This window comes from Kribbella antibiotica, assembly GCF_004349055.1.
Classification (GTDB): Bacteria; Actinomycetota; Actinomycetes; order Propionibacteriales; family Kribbellaceae; genus Kribbella; species Kribbella antibiotica.
In genome coordinates this window covers 16,788-31,802 of sequence record NZ_SMKX01000032.1, presented here as the reverse complement: position 1 = coordinate 31,802, position 15,015 = coordinate 16,788, and the positions used below count along the sequence as shown (strand labels likewise).

General features: G+C 67.8%; 10 protein-coding genes and 1 riboswitch. Of the genes, 6 read left to right on the top strand and 4 right to left on the bottom strand.

What is annotated here, in order from left to right; all coding sequences use genetic code 11:
* The first annotated feature begins 53 nt into the window (after positions 1-53).
* Positions 54-1,070 (top strand): LacI family DNA-binding transcriptional regulator, encoded by a 1,017-nt coding sequence (locus E1263_RS13845; RefSeq protein ID WP_238161230.1) that lies wholly within the window; start codon positions 54-56, stop codon positions 1,068-1,070.
* Here the strand turns inward: E1263_RS13845 and E1263_RS13840 are convergent.
* The 3 genes from E1263_RS13840 to E1263_RS13830 form a co-directional block, all read right to left on the bottom strand.
* Positions 1,024-1,878, bottom strand: coding sequence for a DMT family protein (locus E1263_RS13840; RefSeq protein ID WP_132167686.1), 855 nt, complete (start codon positions 1,876-1,878; stop codon positions 1,024-1,026). The two genes, E1263_RS13845 and E1263_RS13840, sit on opposite strands and share 47 nt — an antisense overlap.
* Positions 1,879-1,888: 10 nt before the next feature.
* Positions 1,889-2,935 carry a fatty acid desaturase family protein gene (locus tag E1263_RS13835; protein ID WP_238161229.1) on the bottom strand — a complete coding sequence of 349 codons (1,047 nt, stop codon included), beginning with the start codon at positions 2,933-2,935 and terminating at the stop codon, positions 1,889-1,891.
* 74 nt (positions 2,936-3,009) lie between these two features.
* Complete coding sequence (locus tag E1263_RS13830) at positions 3,010-4,077, bottom strand: fatty acid desaturase family protein (RefSeq protein WP_132167684.1); 1,068 nt, start codon at positions 4,075-4,077, stop codon at positions 3,010-3,012.
* Between the two features lie 191 nt (positions 4,078-4,268).
* Between E1263_RS13830 and E1263_RS13825 the strand changes: the two genes are divergently transcribed.
* Both E1263_RS13825 and E1263_RS13820 read left to right on the top strand, forming a co-directional pair.
* Entirely contained in the window at positions 4,269-5,795 is a 1,527-nt protein-coding gene (locus E1263_RS13825) for an alkaline phosphatase D family protein (RefSeq protein WP_132167683.1), read from the top strand.
* An 83-nt stretch (positions 5,796-5,878) separates the two neighbouring features.
* A complete protein-coding gene (locus E1263_RS13820) occupies positions 5,879-7,930 on the top strand; it encodes a prolyl oligopeptidase family serine peptidase (RefSeq protein WP_132167682.1) in 2,052 nt (683 codons plus the stop codon).
* A 19-nt stretch (positions 7,931-7,949) separates the two neighbouring features.
* Here E1263_RS13820 and E1263_RS13815 read toward each other — a convergent pair whose 3' ends face one another.
* Entirely contained in the window at positions 7,950-9,311 is a 1,362-nt protein-coding gene (locus E1263_RS13815; RefSeq protein WP_132167681.1) for an aminotransferase class V-fold PLP-dependent enzyme, read from the bottom strand.
* Between the two features lie 16 nt (positions 9,312-9,327).
* A riboswitch (SAM riboswitch) is annotated at positions 9,328-9,441 on the bottom strand.
* A gap of 183 nt (positions 9,442-9,624) precedes the next feature.
* Here E1263_RS13815 and E1263_RS13810 point away from each other — a divergent pair.
* From E1263_RS13810 to E1263_RS13800, 3 genes are all read left to right on the top strand, one after another.
* Complete coding sequence (locus E1263_RS13810; RefSeq protein WP_132167680.1) at positions 9,625-10,155, top strand: DinB family protein; 531 nt, start codon at positions 9,625-9,627, stop codon at positions 10,153-10,155.
* A gap of 54 nt (positions 10,156-10,209) precedes the next feature.
* A complete protein-coding gene (locus tag E1263_RS13805; RefSeq protein ID WP_202868868.1) occupies positions 10,210-12,318 on the top strand; it encodes a DUF6351 family protein in 2,109 nt (702 codons plus the stop codon).
* A 280-nt stretch (positions 12,319-12,598) separates the two neighbouring features.
* Complete coding sequence (locus tag E1263_RS13800; protein ID WP_132167679.1) at positions 12,599-15,013, top strand: FtsK/SpoIIIE family DNA translocase; 2,415 nt, start codon at positions 12,599-12,601, stop codon at positions 15,011-15,013.
* Positions 15,014-15,015: the final 2 nt, after the last annotated feature.

The window sequence follows — 15,015 nt, the reverse complement described above, 5'->3', positions numbered from 1 at the left end:
GTGCAGAACCAGTAGCGACTTCAGAGAGTGGGCCGGCGATGAGCATCAGCGGTATGAACGGAACGGGCCAGCGCCGGCCCACGATGAAGGAGGTCGCGGCCCGGGCCGGAGTGGCACTGAAGACGGTGTCGCGGGTGGTCAACGAGGAGCCGAACGTCAGCCCCGAGCTGACCGCCAAGGTCCAGTCGGCGATCAAGGACCTGAACTACACGCCGAACGAGTCGGCCCGGATGCTGCGCCGCGGCAAGACCGGCACGATCGCGGTCGTCATCCGCGATATCGGCGACCCGTTCTTCGCCTCGCTCGGCCGTGCGGTGGAGCTGTGGGCCCGCTCGTCGGGCTCCGTGGTGATGATCGGCCTGACCGACGAGGACCCCGAGCGTGAGCGGGACGTCTGTCTGGAGTTCGTCGCGCGCCGCCCGGACGCGCTCATCATGGCGCCGATCGGGGAGACCCAGGAGTACCTGGCACCGCATGTCGATGCCGGGATGGCGGTCGTCACGATCGACCGTCCCGCGCACGGGATCGAGGCAGACGCCGTACTGGCTGACAACGCCGGTGGTATCGATCAGGCGATCGACCACTTGGTGCGGCAGGGGCATCGGCGGATCGCGTACCTCGGTGACGACGAGCGCATCTTCACCGCGCGCGAGCGCGTGGTCGCCTATCGGGCCGCGATGGCCCGGCACCGCATCGACGTCGACGAAGACCTCGTGCACCTGTCCGAGCCGACCACCGAGGGCATCGGCATCACGCTCTCGGCCGTGCTGGATCGGCCTGAGCCGGCGACAGCGTTGCTGTCGGCCAACAACATGACCACCGCCGAGGTGCTGCGCGGATTGGCCGGCCGTCGTGATCAGGTCGCGCTCGTCTCGTTCGACGACCTCGCTCTCGGCGACCTGCTCAAGCCCGGCCTGACCGCGGTGGCGCAGTCAGCCGACGTGATGGCCCGGACGGCGATTCAGTTGATGACCGAGCGCCTTCCCGAGCCGCACCGCCCCGGCCGGACCGTGCGGGTGCCGGTCAAACTGACGATTCGTGGCTCGGGAGAGATCCCGCCGGCGTCGTAGCCGGTGGCTCACCGAAACGAGCCAGTACGACGGCGGCGGCGACCGCGATGAGGAAGCCGCCGACCGCAATCGCGCCGAACCCAGGCCGCGAGTGATCGCCGAGCGCGAGTAGCCCGACCAGCGCCGGGAACACGGTCTCGCCAACCACGAGCATGGCCGTCGCCATGGTCACGCCGCCGCGCTGGAGCGCCGACGCGTAGAAGAACATCGCCAGCGCGCCGCTCACGACTGCGGTGTAGAGCGCGGGCTCGGCGAGCAGCTTGAGCGGGTGGAAGTCGTGGATGATCCGCCCCGAGATCGCCACCACGCCGAAGGCCAGTCCGGCGACCAGGCCCAGCAGGGGAGCGCGCAACCGCTGCGGGGCGCGCTGAGTCGCCAGCCCGGCCAGACCGAGCGCGACCGTTGCCCCGATCAACCACATCCGGAATCCGTGACCGGCCGCCGTACCGCCTTCGCTGCCGGCCGAGATCCCCAGCAGCGCAAGCCCACCGCAGACCGCAGCCACAGCGGTCCACTCGCGAGCTCCGAGTCGTAGGCCGAGCAGGCGCGATACGACCGCGGTCACCGCGAGGCTGGCGGCCAGCGCAGCCTGGACCACGAACAGCGGCAACGACTGCAGGGCAACCATCTGCAGCCCGAAGCCGACTACATCCATCCCGATGCCGACCAGGAACCGCCACTGCCCAACGATCCGAACCACTCCGCGCGCACTGACATCAGGACTGGTCCGCGCCGCCGCAGCCTGCAGCACCGATGCCAATCCATAGGCAACCGCAGCAGCAAGCGCACACACCAGTCCCAGCAGCATGCTCGTCACACTACTTGCGGTACGTGGCCACCAACGGGCATTCGAACGGGTCGCGCGCCCTGAGCCCGACGTTGTTCAGGTAGTCGACGACGATCCGGTACGACGAGAAGAGGCCGACCTCGGTGTAGGAGATGCCGTGAAGCTCGCAGTACTCGCGCACGATGGGTCGGACACGGCGCAGTGTCGGCCGGGGCATGCTGGGGAAGAGGTGGTGCTCGATCTGGTAGTTGAGGCCGCCCATGGCGAAGTCGGTGATGACTCCGCCGCGGATGTTGCGTGAAGTGAGCACCTGGCGGCGTAGGAAGTCGAGCTTCATGCCGGCTGGTACCAGTGGCATGCCCTTGTGGTTCGGAGCGAACGCTGCGCCGAGGAAGAGGCCGAAGACAGCCAGCTGCAAACCTAGGAACGCAGTGGCCTTGTCGACCGGCAGCAGCAGGTACACCGCAGCGACGTACAGGGTGAGCCGTGCAATCACCACTCCGAGGTCGACGCGTTCGGCCTTGCTCGCGTCTCGCCGCATCAGGTGCTGAATGCTCGACACATGAAGCGCAACGCCCTCCAGCGTCAGCAGCGGGAAGAAGAACCACCCCTGCCGGTCCGCCAACCACCGTCCGAACGGCTTGCGTCGTACGACGTCATCTGGCGTGAAGGCCAGCACCTTCATCTGTACGTCGGGGTCCTTGTCCACCTGGTTCGGCGCACCGTGGTGGCGGTTGTGCTTGGTCCGCCACCAGGTGGCGCTCATCCCCAGCACGCCCCCGGACAGGATCCGGGCTGTCCAGTCGTTGCGCGCGGCCGAGTCGAAGATCTGCCGGTGCGCGCTGTCGTGGCTCAGGAACGCCACCTGCACGAGCGTCAGCGCCAGTACGACGGCCAGCACCAGCTGGAACCAGGAGTCACCCAGTACGACGGCGCCGACCGCGATACCAACCAGCACGGCGGCGGCGCAGCTCATCCGCGTGTAGTAGTAGCCGCGGCGCCGGCGCAGCAGTCCGAGCTCCTGCACCGTTCGGAGCAAGTCTGTGTACAGACTGGCGTACTGCTGTTGAGGGCGCACACGTCCAGGATCGAGATCGCTCATGACACTCCGTGTGCGCTCAGATGGACCAATAGGGGCGGGCGGGCAAAAGACTAGCCTCGATAGGCCGTGGCGAGCGGACACTGGAACGGATCGCGCGCCCGCAGCCCCACATTGTTCAGGTAGTCGATGACAATCTTGTACGACGCCACCAGCGACACCTCGGTGTACGCGACCCCGTGCCGCTCGCAGTACTCGCGGACGATCGGCTGCACCTTGCGCAGCGTCGGGCGCGGCATGCTCGGGAACAGATGGTGCTCGATCTGGTAGTTGAGCCCGCCCATGGCGAAGTCGGTGAACCGGCCGCCGTGGATGTTGCGGGACATCAGCACCTGGCGGCGCAGGAAGTCGACCTTCATCGACGCCGGCACCAGCGGCATGCCCTTGTGGTTCGGTGCGAACGATCCGCCCAGGCAGACGCCGAAGACGGCGAGCTGCAGGCCGAGGAACGCAAACGCCTTACCGGGCGGGAGCAGGAAGAACAGCAGCGCGAGGTAGATCCCGATCCGGCTCATCACGAGCGCGCCCTCGACCCGCTCGATCTTGCTCGCGCCCCGGCGGAACACGTGTCCCACGCTCGAGACATACAGGCTCAGGCCTTCCAGCGTCAGCAGCGGGAAGAACAACCAGCCCTGGCGAGCGGTCAGCCACTTCTGCAGGCCGGTACGACGCGCTGCCTGCTCGGGCGTGAAGGCGATCACGCCGATGTCGAGATCGGGGTCGCGGTTCAGTTGGTTCGGCGCCGCGTGGTGGCGGCTGTGCTTGGACTTCCACCAGGCGGAGCTGATGCCGATCAGGCCCCCGGCGAGCAGCCGCGCGGTCCAGTCGTTCCACTTGGCGGATTCGAAGATCTGGCGGTGCGAGCTGTCGTGGCTGAGGAACGCGACCTGGGTCAGCACGAGCGCGAAGGCACCGGCCATCAGAAGCTGGAACCACGAGTTGCCGAGCAGGCCGACGCCTACCCAGACCCCGGCGAAGGCGACGAGCACCAGCGCGATCCGGGTCCAGTAGTAGCCCTGCCGGCGGCGCAGCAGACCGAGCTCGCGGACCGTGCGCGCGAGATCGGTGTAGAGGTTCGTGAAGCGCTGTTGCGGATTACTGTCCGCGACAAGCTGTGACAAAAGGGAAGCACCCCGGTCCGGTCGTACATCGAGTCGATGCCGCTACCGGGTTCCTGGGCAGCGCCACAAACAGTGGCTGTCGGTCCCAACGGAACCACGTAAGGCAACCCTTCGCAAGGCACGTCCGGTGACACGCCAACCGATCACCACCAGTTCACGCGGAAGCCATCCGGCAGGATCACCCTTGCAGTATGAAATTGAGTCGCCGCCAACTCTTGGCTGCATCCACCGTCGCCGGTGCCACTCTGGCTGTGCCAGAGCTCGCCGTTGCGGCCCCCAACGTCGTACGGCGGGACCGGCCCGCACTGCCGTCCGGAATCATGTCGGGCGACGTGTCATCGAACTCTGCCGTGGTCTGGTCGCGCACCGACCGCAAGGCGCGGATGGTCGTCGACCTGACCAGCCATGGTCGCTTCGACCGGGCAGTCCGGCTCTGCGGGCCGGTCACCGGGCCGGACCAGGACTACACCGCACAGGTGCCGCTGCGGGGACTGCGCCCCGGCCAGCGCTACGACTACCGGATCGCGTTCGAGGACGCGTACGGCCGCCGTGGAGAGTCTCTGGCAGGCTCCTTCAGTACGCCGGGCCGCAACCGCGGGCTGTCGTTCGTCTGGACCGGGGACACCGCCGGCCAGGGGTACGGCATCAACCCCGATCTCGGCGGCATGATCGCGTACAAGGCCATGCACGAGACCCGGCCGGACTTCTTCCTGCACTCCGGGGACAACATCTACGCCGACGGCCCGATCGCCGCGTCGGTGCAGATCCCGGACGGGACGGTCTGGAAGAACGTGGTCACCGAAGAGGTCTCCAAGGTGGCGGAGACGCTGGCCGAGTATCGCGGCCGGTACAAGTACAACCTGCTGGATCACAACGTCCGTGACCTGTACGCCGACGTCCCGATCATCAGCCAGTGGGACGACCACGAGACGGTCAACAACTGGTACCCGGGCGAGGTCCTGGAGGATGCGCGCTACACGGAGCGGCGGGTCGACGTCCTGGCGGCCCGAGCCCGGCAAGCGTTCCTCGAGTACCTGCCGATGGTGCACAGCGCCGGCCAGAACCGCATCTACCGCAAGGTGAGCTATGGACCGCTGCTGGATGTCTTCTGCCTCGACATGCGCACCTACCGCGGCGCCAACCCGACGCCGGCGACGGTGGGCCCGGTGGCGATGCTCGGCGCCGAGCAGGCAGAGTGGCTGGTTCGTGAGGCCGCCGCGTCCAAGGCGACCTGGAAGGTGATCGCCAGTGACATGCCGCTCGGACTGCTGGTGCCGGACGGTCCACTGATCGAGGCCGTGGCCAACGGCGTCGGCGGTGCGCCCGGTGGCCGTGAGCACGAGATCGCCTGGGTGCTGAGCCAGTTCAAGAAGCGCAAGGTGCGCAACACGGTCTGGCTGACCGCAGACGTGCACTACTGCGCCGCACACCACTATGACCCGGCGCGGGCCGCTTACACCGACTTCGACCCGTTCTGGGAGCTGGTGGCCGGTCCGGTGAACGCAGGGACGTTCGGCCCGAACGCACTGGACCCGACGTTCGGACCGAAGGCGGAGTTCGTCAAGGCGGCCGACTTCCCGAACCAGCCGCCGAGTGGCGGCAACCAGTTCTTCGGCCACGTGCACATCGATCCGCGCACGGGTGTGTTCACCGCGTCACTGCGTGATCTGTTCGGCAAGGTCCTCTGGACCAAAGACCTCAATCCGGCCCGCAGGTAGGGCGACGTCGTACTCACCGGTCTCCGGCGCCTGTGCGGGATGCCGCCCGCCGGAGCCGGTGAGTACGACGTAGGTTTGCTCTCATGACCTATCCGGAGACCCGCCGCGGCGATGTGGTCGAGACCCTGCATGGGCACCCGATCGCCGATCCGTACCGCTGGCTGGAAGATGCTGACGCGCCCGAGACCCAGGACTGGGTCCGGCGGCAGAACGAGTACACCCAGGCCGAACTGGCGGGCTATCCGGAGCGCGAGTGGTTCCAGACCACGCTGTCTGCGGTTCTGGCCCGCCCGCGCGCCGGAGTGCCTGCCAGTAAGAGCGGCTGGTACTTCGTCGGTCGCAACGACGGCACCCAGGCGCAGGAGGTCGTGTACGTCGCGGAGTCCCTGCAAGAGCTCCTGGACGGTGGCCGGGTCCTGATCGACCCGAACAAGCTCTCTGCGGACGGCACTGACTCACTGGGCACGTTCACTGTCAGCCCGGACGGCAAGTACTTTGCCTACGGCATCAACGAGAGCGGTAGCGACTGGACGACGTTCCGGTTGCTCGACATCGCCACTGGTGACGCGGTCGACGACGTGGTCACGGAAGCCAAGTTCTGCGAGGCAACCTGGCTCCCCGACAGTTCTGCGTACCTGTATCTGCACTACCCGACCGGTGGGCGCAGTGAGGGCACAGAGACGACGTCGCTGTCCGGTGGGCAGCTGAAACTGCACCGCATCGGTACGCCGCAATCCGACGACGAGCTGCTGCTCGCATTCCCCGGCGAGGACCGGCTGTTCATCTCGCCGGAGATCTCCGACGACGACCGGTACGTCGTGGTCACCATCAACGCCGGTACCGACCCCGCCTCCCGGTTGTGGGTCTACCCGATCACCGCTGACGGTTTCGGTGAGCCGATCAAGGTAGTCGACGAGCTCGTCGACGAGATCTTCTTCATCCGGATGTCCGGTGACCAGCTGGTGCTGCAGACCGACCGTCAGGCGTCCCGCGGCCGCGTGGTGCTCGCCGACTTCGACGGCACGTTCACCGATCTCATCCCCGAGGGGCCGCACGCCCTGCAGTCTGTTCGCGGAACGGCGTCGGGGCTCGCGACCATCACCCTGATCGACGCTCAGCCCGTGCTCACGCTCTACGCGCTCGACGGCTCCGGTGCGCAGGTGGTCGACGTACAGGGCGGTGGTGTGCTGGCTCTGAACGCCAGCACCAAGCAGGACGAGCTCTTCATCGGTTTGTCGACCGTCACTGATCCGACGGTCTCGTACGTCGTCTCGGCATCGACCGGCGCGGTTCGGGCGCTACCCGAGCTGGTCCGCGGTGCGGGCGGTTACGAGTCGCCTGAGGTGACTGTGACGCGACAGGTGGCCGGAGACGTTCCGTACTTCCTGATCACTCGCGCCGACCTCGACTTCAGCGCACCGCGCCCCGCGATGCTCTACGGGTACGGCGGCTTTCGCATCTCGATCCAGGCCGACTACAAGCCTGGCTGGGCGGCATGGCTCGCGGCCGGGGGTGTGCTGGCGATCTCGAACCTGCGCGGCGGCGGTGAGTACGGGAGCGACTGGCACGACGCAGGGCGACTCAAGCGCAAGCAGCAGGTGTTCGACGACTTCATTGCGGTCGCAGAGCACCTCCGCGACACCGGTGTGACCACACCTGAACAGCTGGCCATTCACGGTCGCAGCAACGGCGGACTGCTCGTCGGAGCCGTCATGACACAGCGCCCCGACCTCTTCAAGGTTGCGCTGCCAGGTGTCGGCGTCCTGGACATGCTGCGCTTCCACCTCTTCACGGTGGGCGCCGCCTGGGCATCCGACTTCGGGCATCCGGACAACCCGGAGCAGTTCGAGGACCTGCTGGCCTACTCGCCGCTGCATCGCGTGCAGGACGGTACGGAGTACCCGGCCACACTGGTGGTCACCGGTGACCACGATGACCGGGTCGTCCCGTTGCACAGTCACAAGTTCATTGCTGCCTTGCAGCATGCCCAATCCGCGGCCGAACCCGTCTTGACCCGAGTAGAGGTCAACACCGGTCACGGCTTCGGCAAACCCGCCGCGATGATCGCAGCGGAGTGGGCGGACCTATTGGCGTTTGCCGCTCACCTTGTAGGTCTGGAAACTCCCGAGCAGTAGGAGCGTTTCAGAGCTTGCGTCACCAGATGCGGGGCGCGTGGAGGTCGCGGGGGTCCTCGGCCGGCTGACAGCCGTGGTCGGTGTCCTCGTACTCTCCGCGCAGCCCGGTGGTGGCCAGCGAGCGCACTGCGCTGACGAGGCGGTCCACGTGCTCGCGGGTCGTTCCCAGACCGAGGCTGGCGCGGACCGCCGTACCGTGCTCGGGTGAGTCGGCCAGCAGATGACCGACCAGCGGGTGGGCGCAGAACTTGCCGTCGCGGACTCCGATGCCGTGCTCCGCGCTCAGCGCGGCGGAGACCAGCGTGGAGCTCAAGCCCTTGATGGTGAAGCACACCGTGCCGACACGGTCGGCCTCGGCGCCGAAGATCGAGTACGTCGTGACGTCGGCGATCTGTGCGAGACCGGTACGGAGCCGGGCGAGCAGGCTGCGCTCGTGCTGCTCAATGGCGTCGCGGTTGCGGCTGATGGTCGCGCAGGCCGAGGCGAGGGCGATCGCGCCGATGACGTTCGGGGAGCCGCCCTCGTGGCGGGACGGGCCGGTCGCCCAGACCACACCGTCGCCGGTGACCGAGGTGGTCGCGCCCCCGCCGTACAGGTAGGGGTCGGCGGCGTTGAGCCAGTCGGCGCGGCCGATCAGCGCACCGGCGCCGTACGGCGCGTAGAGCTTGTGACCGGAGATGGCTACCCAGTCGACATCCAGTGCGGCGATGTCGACGACGCGGTGCGGCGCGAGCTGCGCAGCGTCCAGGCAGATCCGGGCGCCGTGCGCCTTGGCGACAGCGGCGAGCTCAGCGATCGGGAAGATCTCGCCGGTCACGTTCGAAGCGCCGGTGACGACGACGAGGCGCGGGCCCTCCGGAGCGGTCCGCAGCGCGTTGGCGACGGCGGTCACGGCCTCAGTGGCCGAGGCGGGAGCTGCGAGCCGGACGGTGCGCTCCTCGCCCCAGGGCAGCAGCGCTGCGTGGTGCTCGGACTCGAAGACGATCACAGTGGCGTCAGCCGGGACGGCGTGGGCCAGCAGATTGAGTGCGTCGGTGGTCTGCCGGGTGAAGATCACCTGGTCGTCTGCCCGAGCGCCTACGAAGCTGTGCACCTCGGTGCGGGCCCGCTCGTACCACTGGGTGGTGATCCGGGAGGCGTAGCCGTTGCCGCGGTGGACCGACGCGTACGACGGCAGGGCCGCTTCGACGCTGGCGCGCACCGACTCCAGACACGGGGCGCTGGCACCGTGGTCGAAGTTCGCGTAGTCCGTCACCCGGCCGTCGGCCAGCGGGACCAGCAGGTCCGAGCCGACGGTGGTGGGGATGCTGCCGGTGCGCCGGGTGACCGCTGCACGGGGGGTGGTGCTGCTGGCCGGCTCGAGGATGGAGAGGATCGACATGGCTTCGCTCCCGGGAAGTCCGCACTTGCCGAACGGGGTATCCGCACGGCCTGGTCTTCACCCGGGGCACCCCACCGCGGAGGAGGGTTGCCGGCCAGCGAGCCGGGGCTTGACGCTGGCGCTCATGACCTGCCGAGAACGGTAACGAACGGGCCACGAACGCGCCAGCCCCTATCTCGATCAATGAGATGAACAGACACATCGTGGGACGACCCGGAGCTGTGAGGCGTGATCTGGCGGCTGCATCATCGTGCGATTGCCGTGTATCCGTAATCGGTTCGCGGTCTCCTGAGCTGGCGTGTTGGATGGCGGGATGACCGACATCGCGGCGTGGACCGCACCTGAGGTTGAGCGGCCCGACGGCTCCTTGACGGCACCGGAAACCGAGCTACTGCGCGGCTATCTGGACTTCTACCGGAGCACGTTGCTCTACAAGTGCGCCGGTCTGACCGCCGAGCAGCTCGCCACCCGGCCGTCGCCGCCCTCGAACCTGTCGCTGCTCGGCCTGATCCGGCATCTGACCAAGGTTGAGCGGATCTGGTTCCGGATCCACCTCGCGGCGGGAGAGAAGGCCGAGCCGCTGTTCGCGCCGGAGCTCGGCAAGGACGCCGACTTCGAAATCATCGATCCGGCCGCGGCAGAGGCGTCGTACGACGGTCTGATCGCGGAGTGGAAGCTGTCGGGCGAGGCGGCGGCGGGACGGTCGTTCGACGAGCGGTTCGAGTTCGGTGGCACGGAATCGACGCTGCGGATGATCTACATCCACCTGGTGGGGGAGTATGCCCGGCACTGCGGGCATGCCGACTTGCTCCGCGAACAGCTCGACGGCGTTACCGGCGCCTGATCGATCTGGTAACAACCCTTCCGAAGGCCCGGGCGCTGTGGTCAAATTCCTGCCATGAAGCGTCCGGCCGCCCTCGTCGCGCTTGCCATTGCGGTGATCAGTGCGGTGCTGACCGCGTTGCTCGTCGCGCCGGTGCCTGCACGGGCGGCGTACGGCGTCCGGATCGAGGTGCTGTCGAGCCCCCGGCCCGACTTCGTCAGCGACGGAAACGCGCTGATCGGGATCACCGGCCGGAACCTCGCCAACCTCGTCGTCGAGCTGAACGGGCATGACGTCACCAAGGCCTTCACCCGAACGGCCGATCGACTGGTCGGCCTCGTTCGGGGCCTGACGCTCGGGCTGAACACCGTCAGCGCGGGCGAGGCCCGGCTCGGGATCACCAACCACCCGCGCTCCGGCCCGATGCTCGCGGGTCCGCACGAGACGCCGTACATCTGCGGGACGGCCGGCTTCAGCACGCTCGCGAAGGTCAAGCTCGGTCCGGCGACCGGGCCGAACTGCTCGGTGCCGACCCGCGTCGACTACCTGTACCGCTCGACCACCGACCGCTCGCTGAAGGTGCTGCCGGCAACGAAACCGGCCGACCTGGCCACGACGACCACGTCGGACGGGCGGCGGGTGCCGTACGTCGTCCGCGTCGAGACTGGTGTGATCAACCGGTCCATCTACGAGTACGCCGTCCTGCATGACCGCGCCGAGGGTGTACCGAGCGCGGTGCGGCCGCCGAGTGGTTGGAACGGCCGGCTGCTCTACACGTTCGGCGGTGGTTGCCCGGGCGGGTGGTACCAGCAGGGCAGCAACACGGGCGGCATCGACGACGACGTACTACTGGGACGCGGGTACGCCGTTGCCTCGTCGAGCCTGAACGTGTTCGGGGTGAACTGCAACGGGGTGCTCGCCGCCGAGACGATGGCGATGACGCGCGAACACATCGTCGAGAGCATCGGCGTACCGCGGCAGACCATCGGCTGGGGTTGCTCCGGCGGGTCCTATCAGGTGTTCCAGATCGCCGACAACTATCCGGGGTTGCTGGACGGGATCATGGCGTCGTGCGTGTTCCCCGAGGTCGGCTTCGCCACGCTGCACACGATCACCGACGCGCTGTTGCTGAACCACTACTTCGAGTCGGCCGACGGCTGGACCGACACCGCGAAGCGAGCCGTCGCCGGATTCGGCAAGGTCGGCGCGATCGCCAACCTGGCCGGTGCCGGCCGGCGGATCGACCCGCGGGTTTATTGCCCTGAGCAACTTCCTGTGGAGCAGCGGTACGACTCGGTGGCGAACCCGGGCGGCGCTCGGTGTGACGTCTACGACCACCAGGTCAACATCTGGGGCAAGAGCGCGGCCGGGGTACTGCGGCGGCCCCTCGACAACGTCGGGATCCAGTACGGCCTGGCGGCGCTGAACGCGGGCAAGATCACCGCCGCGCAGTTCGTCGACCTCAATCGTGCCGTCGGAGGGTTCGACGCCGACGCCAACTTCGTCCCCGGTCGCACGACAGCTGATGCCCGGGCGGTCGGAACGGCGTACCGGACTGGTCAGTTGATCAACGGCGGCGGGGGACTGGCGAGCACGCCGATCATCGACTACCGGCAGTACCTGGACGAGCTGCCGAACGGGGACATCCACCTGATGTTCCACTCGTTCTCGCTGCGTGAGCGGCTGGTGAAGGCCAACGGCGACGCGGGCAACCACGTGATGCTGGTGCAGCCGGGGGAGTCGACTAGTGGCTTCAACAGCCGCAATCCGGTCGTGCTGAAGGCACTGAACGCGCTGGATGACTGGATGGACGCTATCGACGCCGACAGTGCGCCCGGCTCCTCGCATGCTCGGGTGATCCGCAACAAGCCGCCCTCGCTCGTTGAGGCCTGCTGGACGCCGCAGGGCACGAAAATCGCCGAGAAGCAGGTCAACGGCATCGGTACGACCCGCTGCAACACGCTCTACCCCGTCTGGCCGGCCCCGCGTCAGGTAGCAGGCGCATCAGTCGCCAATGACGTCATCAAGTGCCGACTGCGCCCGCTGTCACCGAGTGACTACCGGACCGCGCTCACGCCCGCTCAGTGGTCAGCCCTGCGACAGGCGTTCCCGCGCGGTGTTTGCAACTGGACAGCACCGGGAGCCGGACAGCAGCGCCCCGGTGGGGCGTGGCCTACCTTCTGAGTCGTGACGCTACGGATGGGGCAGCGTGATCGGCGTGTGACACGTGAGACCGGAGTGGCTGGGAGGTAGCCTGCTACATATGGCGACCCGTACGTCTTCCCCGGCGCGGGCGCAGAAGTCGGCAGCCAAACGGCCTACTACGGCCCGAAAGGCAACCGGCGGAAGCACCCGTCAGACAGCCGCCCAGAAGCGTGGGCAAACCGCGAAGCGAGGTGGTGGTAGCACCGCTGCGCGGACTAGCACACCCAAAAACGGTGGTGCGGGTCCCTTCGCCGCCGCCATGATCGCGATCGGCCGCGGCATCATCAAGCTGTGGGTCGGCATCGCTCACCTGCTCGGCAAGATGGTCCGCGGTATCGGCAACGGTGCCCGCGACCTCGACCCCGAGCACCGCCGCGACGGCGCCGGTCTGTTCCTGATCGGCCTGGCCATTGTTGTGGCCGCCTCGATCTGGTGGCACATGCCCAGCGCGGTCGGCAACGGCGTCCGGACGGTCGTCGGCGAGAGCGTCGGCGTGGTCGGCTGGGCCATCCCGCTGCTGCTGCTCGGCATGGCCATGCGGACCCTGCGGAACCCGGAGCGCAACGGCCCGGCCGGACGCCAGGTCATCGGCTGGACGCTGCTGTCCTTCGGCGTGCTCGGCCTCGTGCATATCGCCAACGGCATCCCGCGTCCCAGCAACCCCTCCGACGCACCGCTGCACGATGCGGGCGGTGCGGTCGGTTACGTCGTGTCTGCGGCGCTGTCCGACCTGCTCACGCAGTACGTCGCAGCGCCGATCCTCGTGCTGCTGTCGATCTTCGGGCTGCTGATCATCACCGGTACGGCGATCTACGCGATCCCGCTCCGGGTGCGCGCAGCATTCGACGTACTGGTTGGTCACACCGAGTTGCCGGAGGAGTCCACGCCTGCCGCTGAGACGCCCACCGACGACACCGTGCGGCTGACCCGCAAGGAGCGGCGCGCGAAGGCTGCGCTCGAGGACGACGGCGAGCCGGCCATCGTGCCGTACGACTCGCCGGTCCTGGAAGGCCGCGAGATCTCCAAGCGCAGCCGCAAGCCCAAGGCTGAGCCGGTCCCTGAGGAAGACGCGTACGACGTCGACTCCGAGGCTGCTGCCGCGCCTGCACCGGTCAAGCCAACCTTCAAGGTGAACGACGCGCCTGCTCCGGAGCCGCCGCAGCACACCCCGCTGCCGCAGCGCGTCGAGCAGCTCAGCCTCTCCGGCGACATCACCTACACGCTGCCGGACGGGCAGATCCTCAAGCCCGGTTCGGTGCACAAGGCCCGCACGAAGGCGTCCGACGCGGTCGTCGACCGGCTCACCGAGGTGTTCGACCAGTTCGGTATCGACGCCCAGGTCACCGCCTACACGCGTGGCCCGACGGTCACGCGGTACGAGGTCGAGCTCGGCTCCGCGGTCAAGGTCGAGAAGGTCACCGCGCTGTCCAAGAACATCGCGTACGCCGTCGCCTCGGCCGACGTCCGGATCCTGTCGCCGATCCCGGGCAAGTCCGCGATCGGGATCGAGATCCCGAACACCGACAAGGAGATCGTCAGCCTCGGCGACGTGATCCGGTCGGCGACCGCCCGCAACGACCATCACCCGATGGTCGCCGGCCTGGGCAAGGACGTCGAGGGCGGCTTCGTGGTCGCCAACATGGCGAAGATGCCGCACCTGCTGGTCGCCGGTGCGACCGGCTCCGGTAAGTCGGTGTTCGTCAACTCGCTGATCACCTCGGTCCTGATGCGGGCCACGCCGGACGAGGTGCGGATGATCCTGGTCGACCCCAAGCGGGTCGAGCTGAACGTCTACGAAGGCATCCCGCACCTGATCACGCCGATCATCACCAACGCCAAGAAGGCGGCGGAGGCGCTGCAGTGGGTCGTCCGCGAGATGGACATGCGGTACGACGACCTGGCCGCGTTCGGCTTCCGGCACGTGGACGACTTCAACAAGGCGGTCCGCGCCGGCAAGGTGAAGCCGCCACCCGGGTCCGAGCGCGTGCTGACGCCGTACCCGTATCTGCTGGTGATCGTCGACGAGCTCGCCGACCTGATGATGGTCGCGCCGCGTGACGTCGAGGACTCGATCGTCCGCATCACCCAGCTGGCCCGGGCGGCCGGTATCCACCTGGTGCTCGCCACCCAGCGGCCGTCGGTGGACGTCGTGACCGGTCTGATCAAGGCCAACGTGCCGTCCCGGCTCGCGTTCGCGACCTCGTCGCTGGCCGACAGCCGCGTCATCCTGGACCAGCCCGGTGCGGAGAAGCTGGTCGGTCAGGGTGACGGACTGTTCCTGCCGATGGGCGCGAGCAAGCCGATGCGAATCCAGGGTGCCTGGGTCACGGAGGCCGAGATCCACGCCGTGGTCGAGCACACCAAGACCCAGCTGGAGCCGACGTACCGCGAGGACGTCACTGTCGTGGCCGGCCCGAGCAAGGACCTCGACGACGAGATCGGCGACGACATGGACCTGGTCGTCCAGGCCGCCGAGCTGATCGTCTCGACCCAGTTCGGCTCGACCTCGATGCTGCAGCGCAAGCTGCGGGTCGGTTTCGCCAAGGCCGGCCGGCTGATGGACATCCTGGAGAGCAGGGGCGTCGTCGGTCCCAGTGAAGGATCCAAGGCACGGGACGTCCTGGTGAAACCGGACGACCTGGAAGACTTCCTCACCACCCTCCGAGGAGAGTGACA

What these genes read in the sequence shown, in the direction of transcription:
- E1263_RS13845 (WP_238161230.1), top strand. Translation starts at nt 54, where the DNA reads ATGAACGGAACGGGCCAGCGCCGGCCCACGATGAAGGAGGTCGCGGCC.
- E1263_RS13840 (WP_132167686.1), bottom strand. Translation starts at nt 1,878, where the DNA reads ATGCTGCTGGGACTGGTGTGTGCGCTTGCTGCTGCGGTTGCCTATGGA.
- E1263_RS13825 (WP_132167683.1), top strand. Translation starts at nt 4,269, where the DNA reads ATGAAATTGAGTCGCCGCCAACTCTTGGCTGCATCCACCGTCGCCGGT.
- E1263_RS13820 (WP_132167682.1), top strand. Translation starts at nt 5,879, where the DNA reads ATGACCTATCCGGAGACCCGCCGCGGCGATGTGGTCGAGACCCTGCAT.
- E1263_RS13815 (WP_132167681.1), bottom strand. Translation starts at nt 9,311, where the DNA reads ATGTCGATCCTCTCCATCCTCGAGCCGGCCAGCAGCACCACCCCCCGT.
- E1263_RS13810 (WP_132167680.1), top strand. Translation starts at nt 9,625, where the DNA reads ATGACCGACATCGCGGCGTGGACCGCACCTGAGGTTGAGCGGCCCGAC.
- E1263_RS13805 (WP_202868868.1), top strand. Translation starts at nt 10,210, where the DNA reads ATGAAGCGTCCGGCCGCCCTCGTCGCGCTTGCCATTGCGGTGATCAGT.
- E1263_RS13800 (WP_132167679.1), top strand. Translation starts at nt 12,599, where the DNA reads ATGATCGCGATCGGCCGCGGCATCATCAAGCTGTGGGTCGGCATCGCT.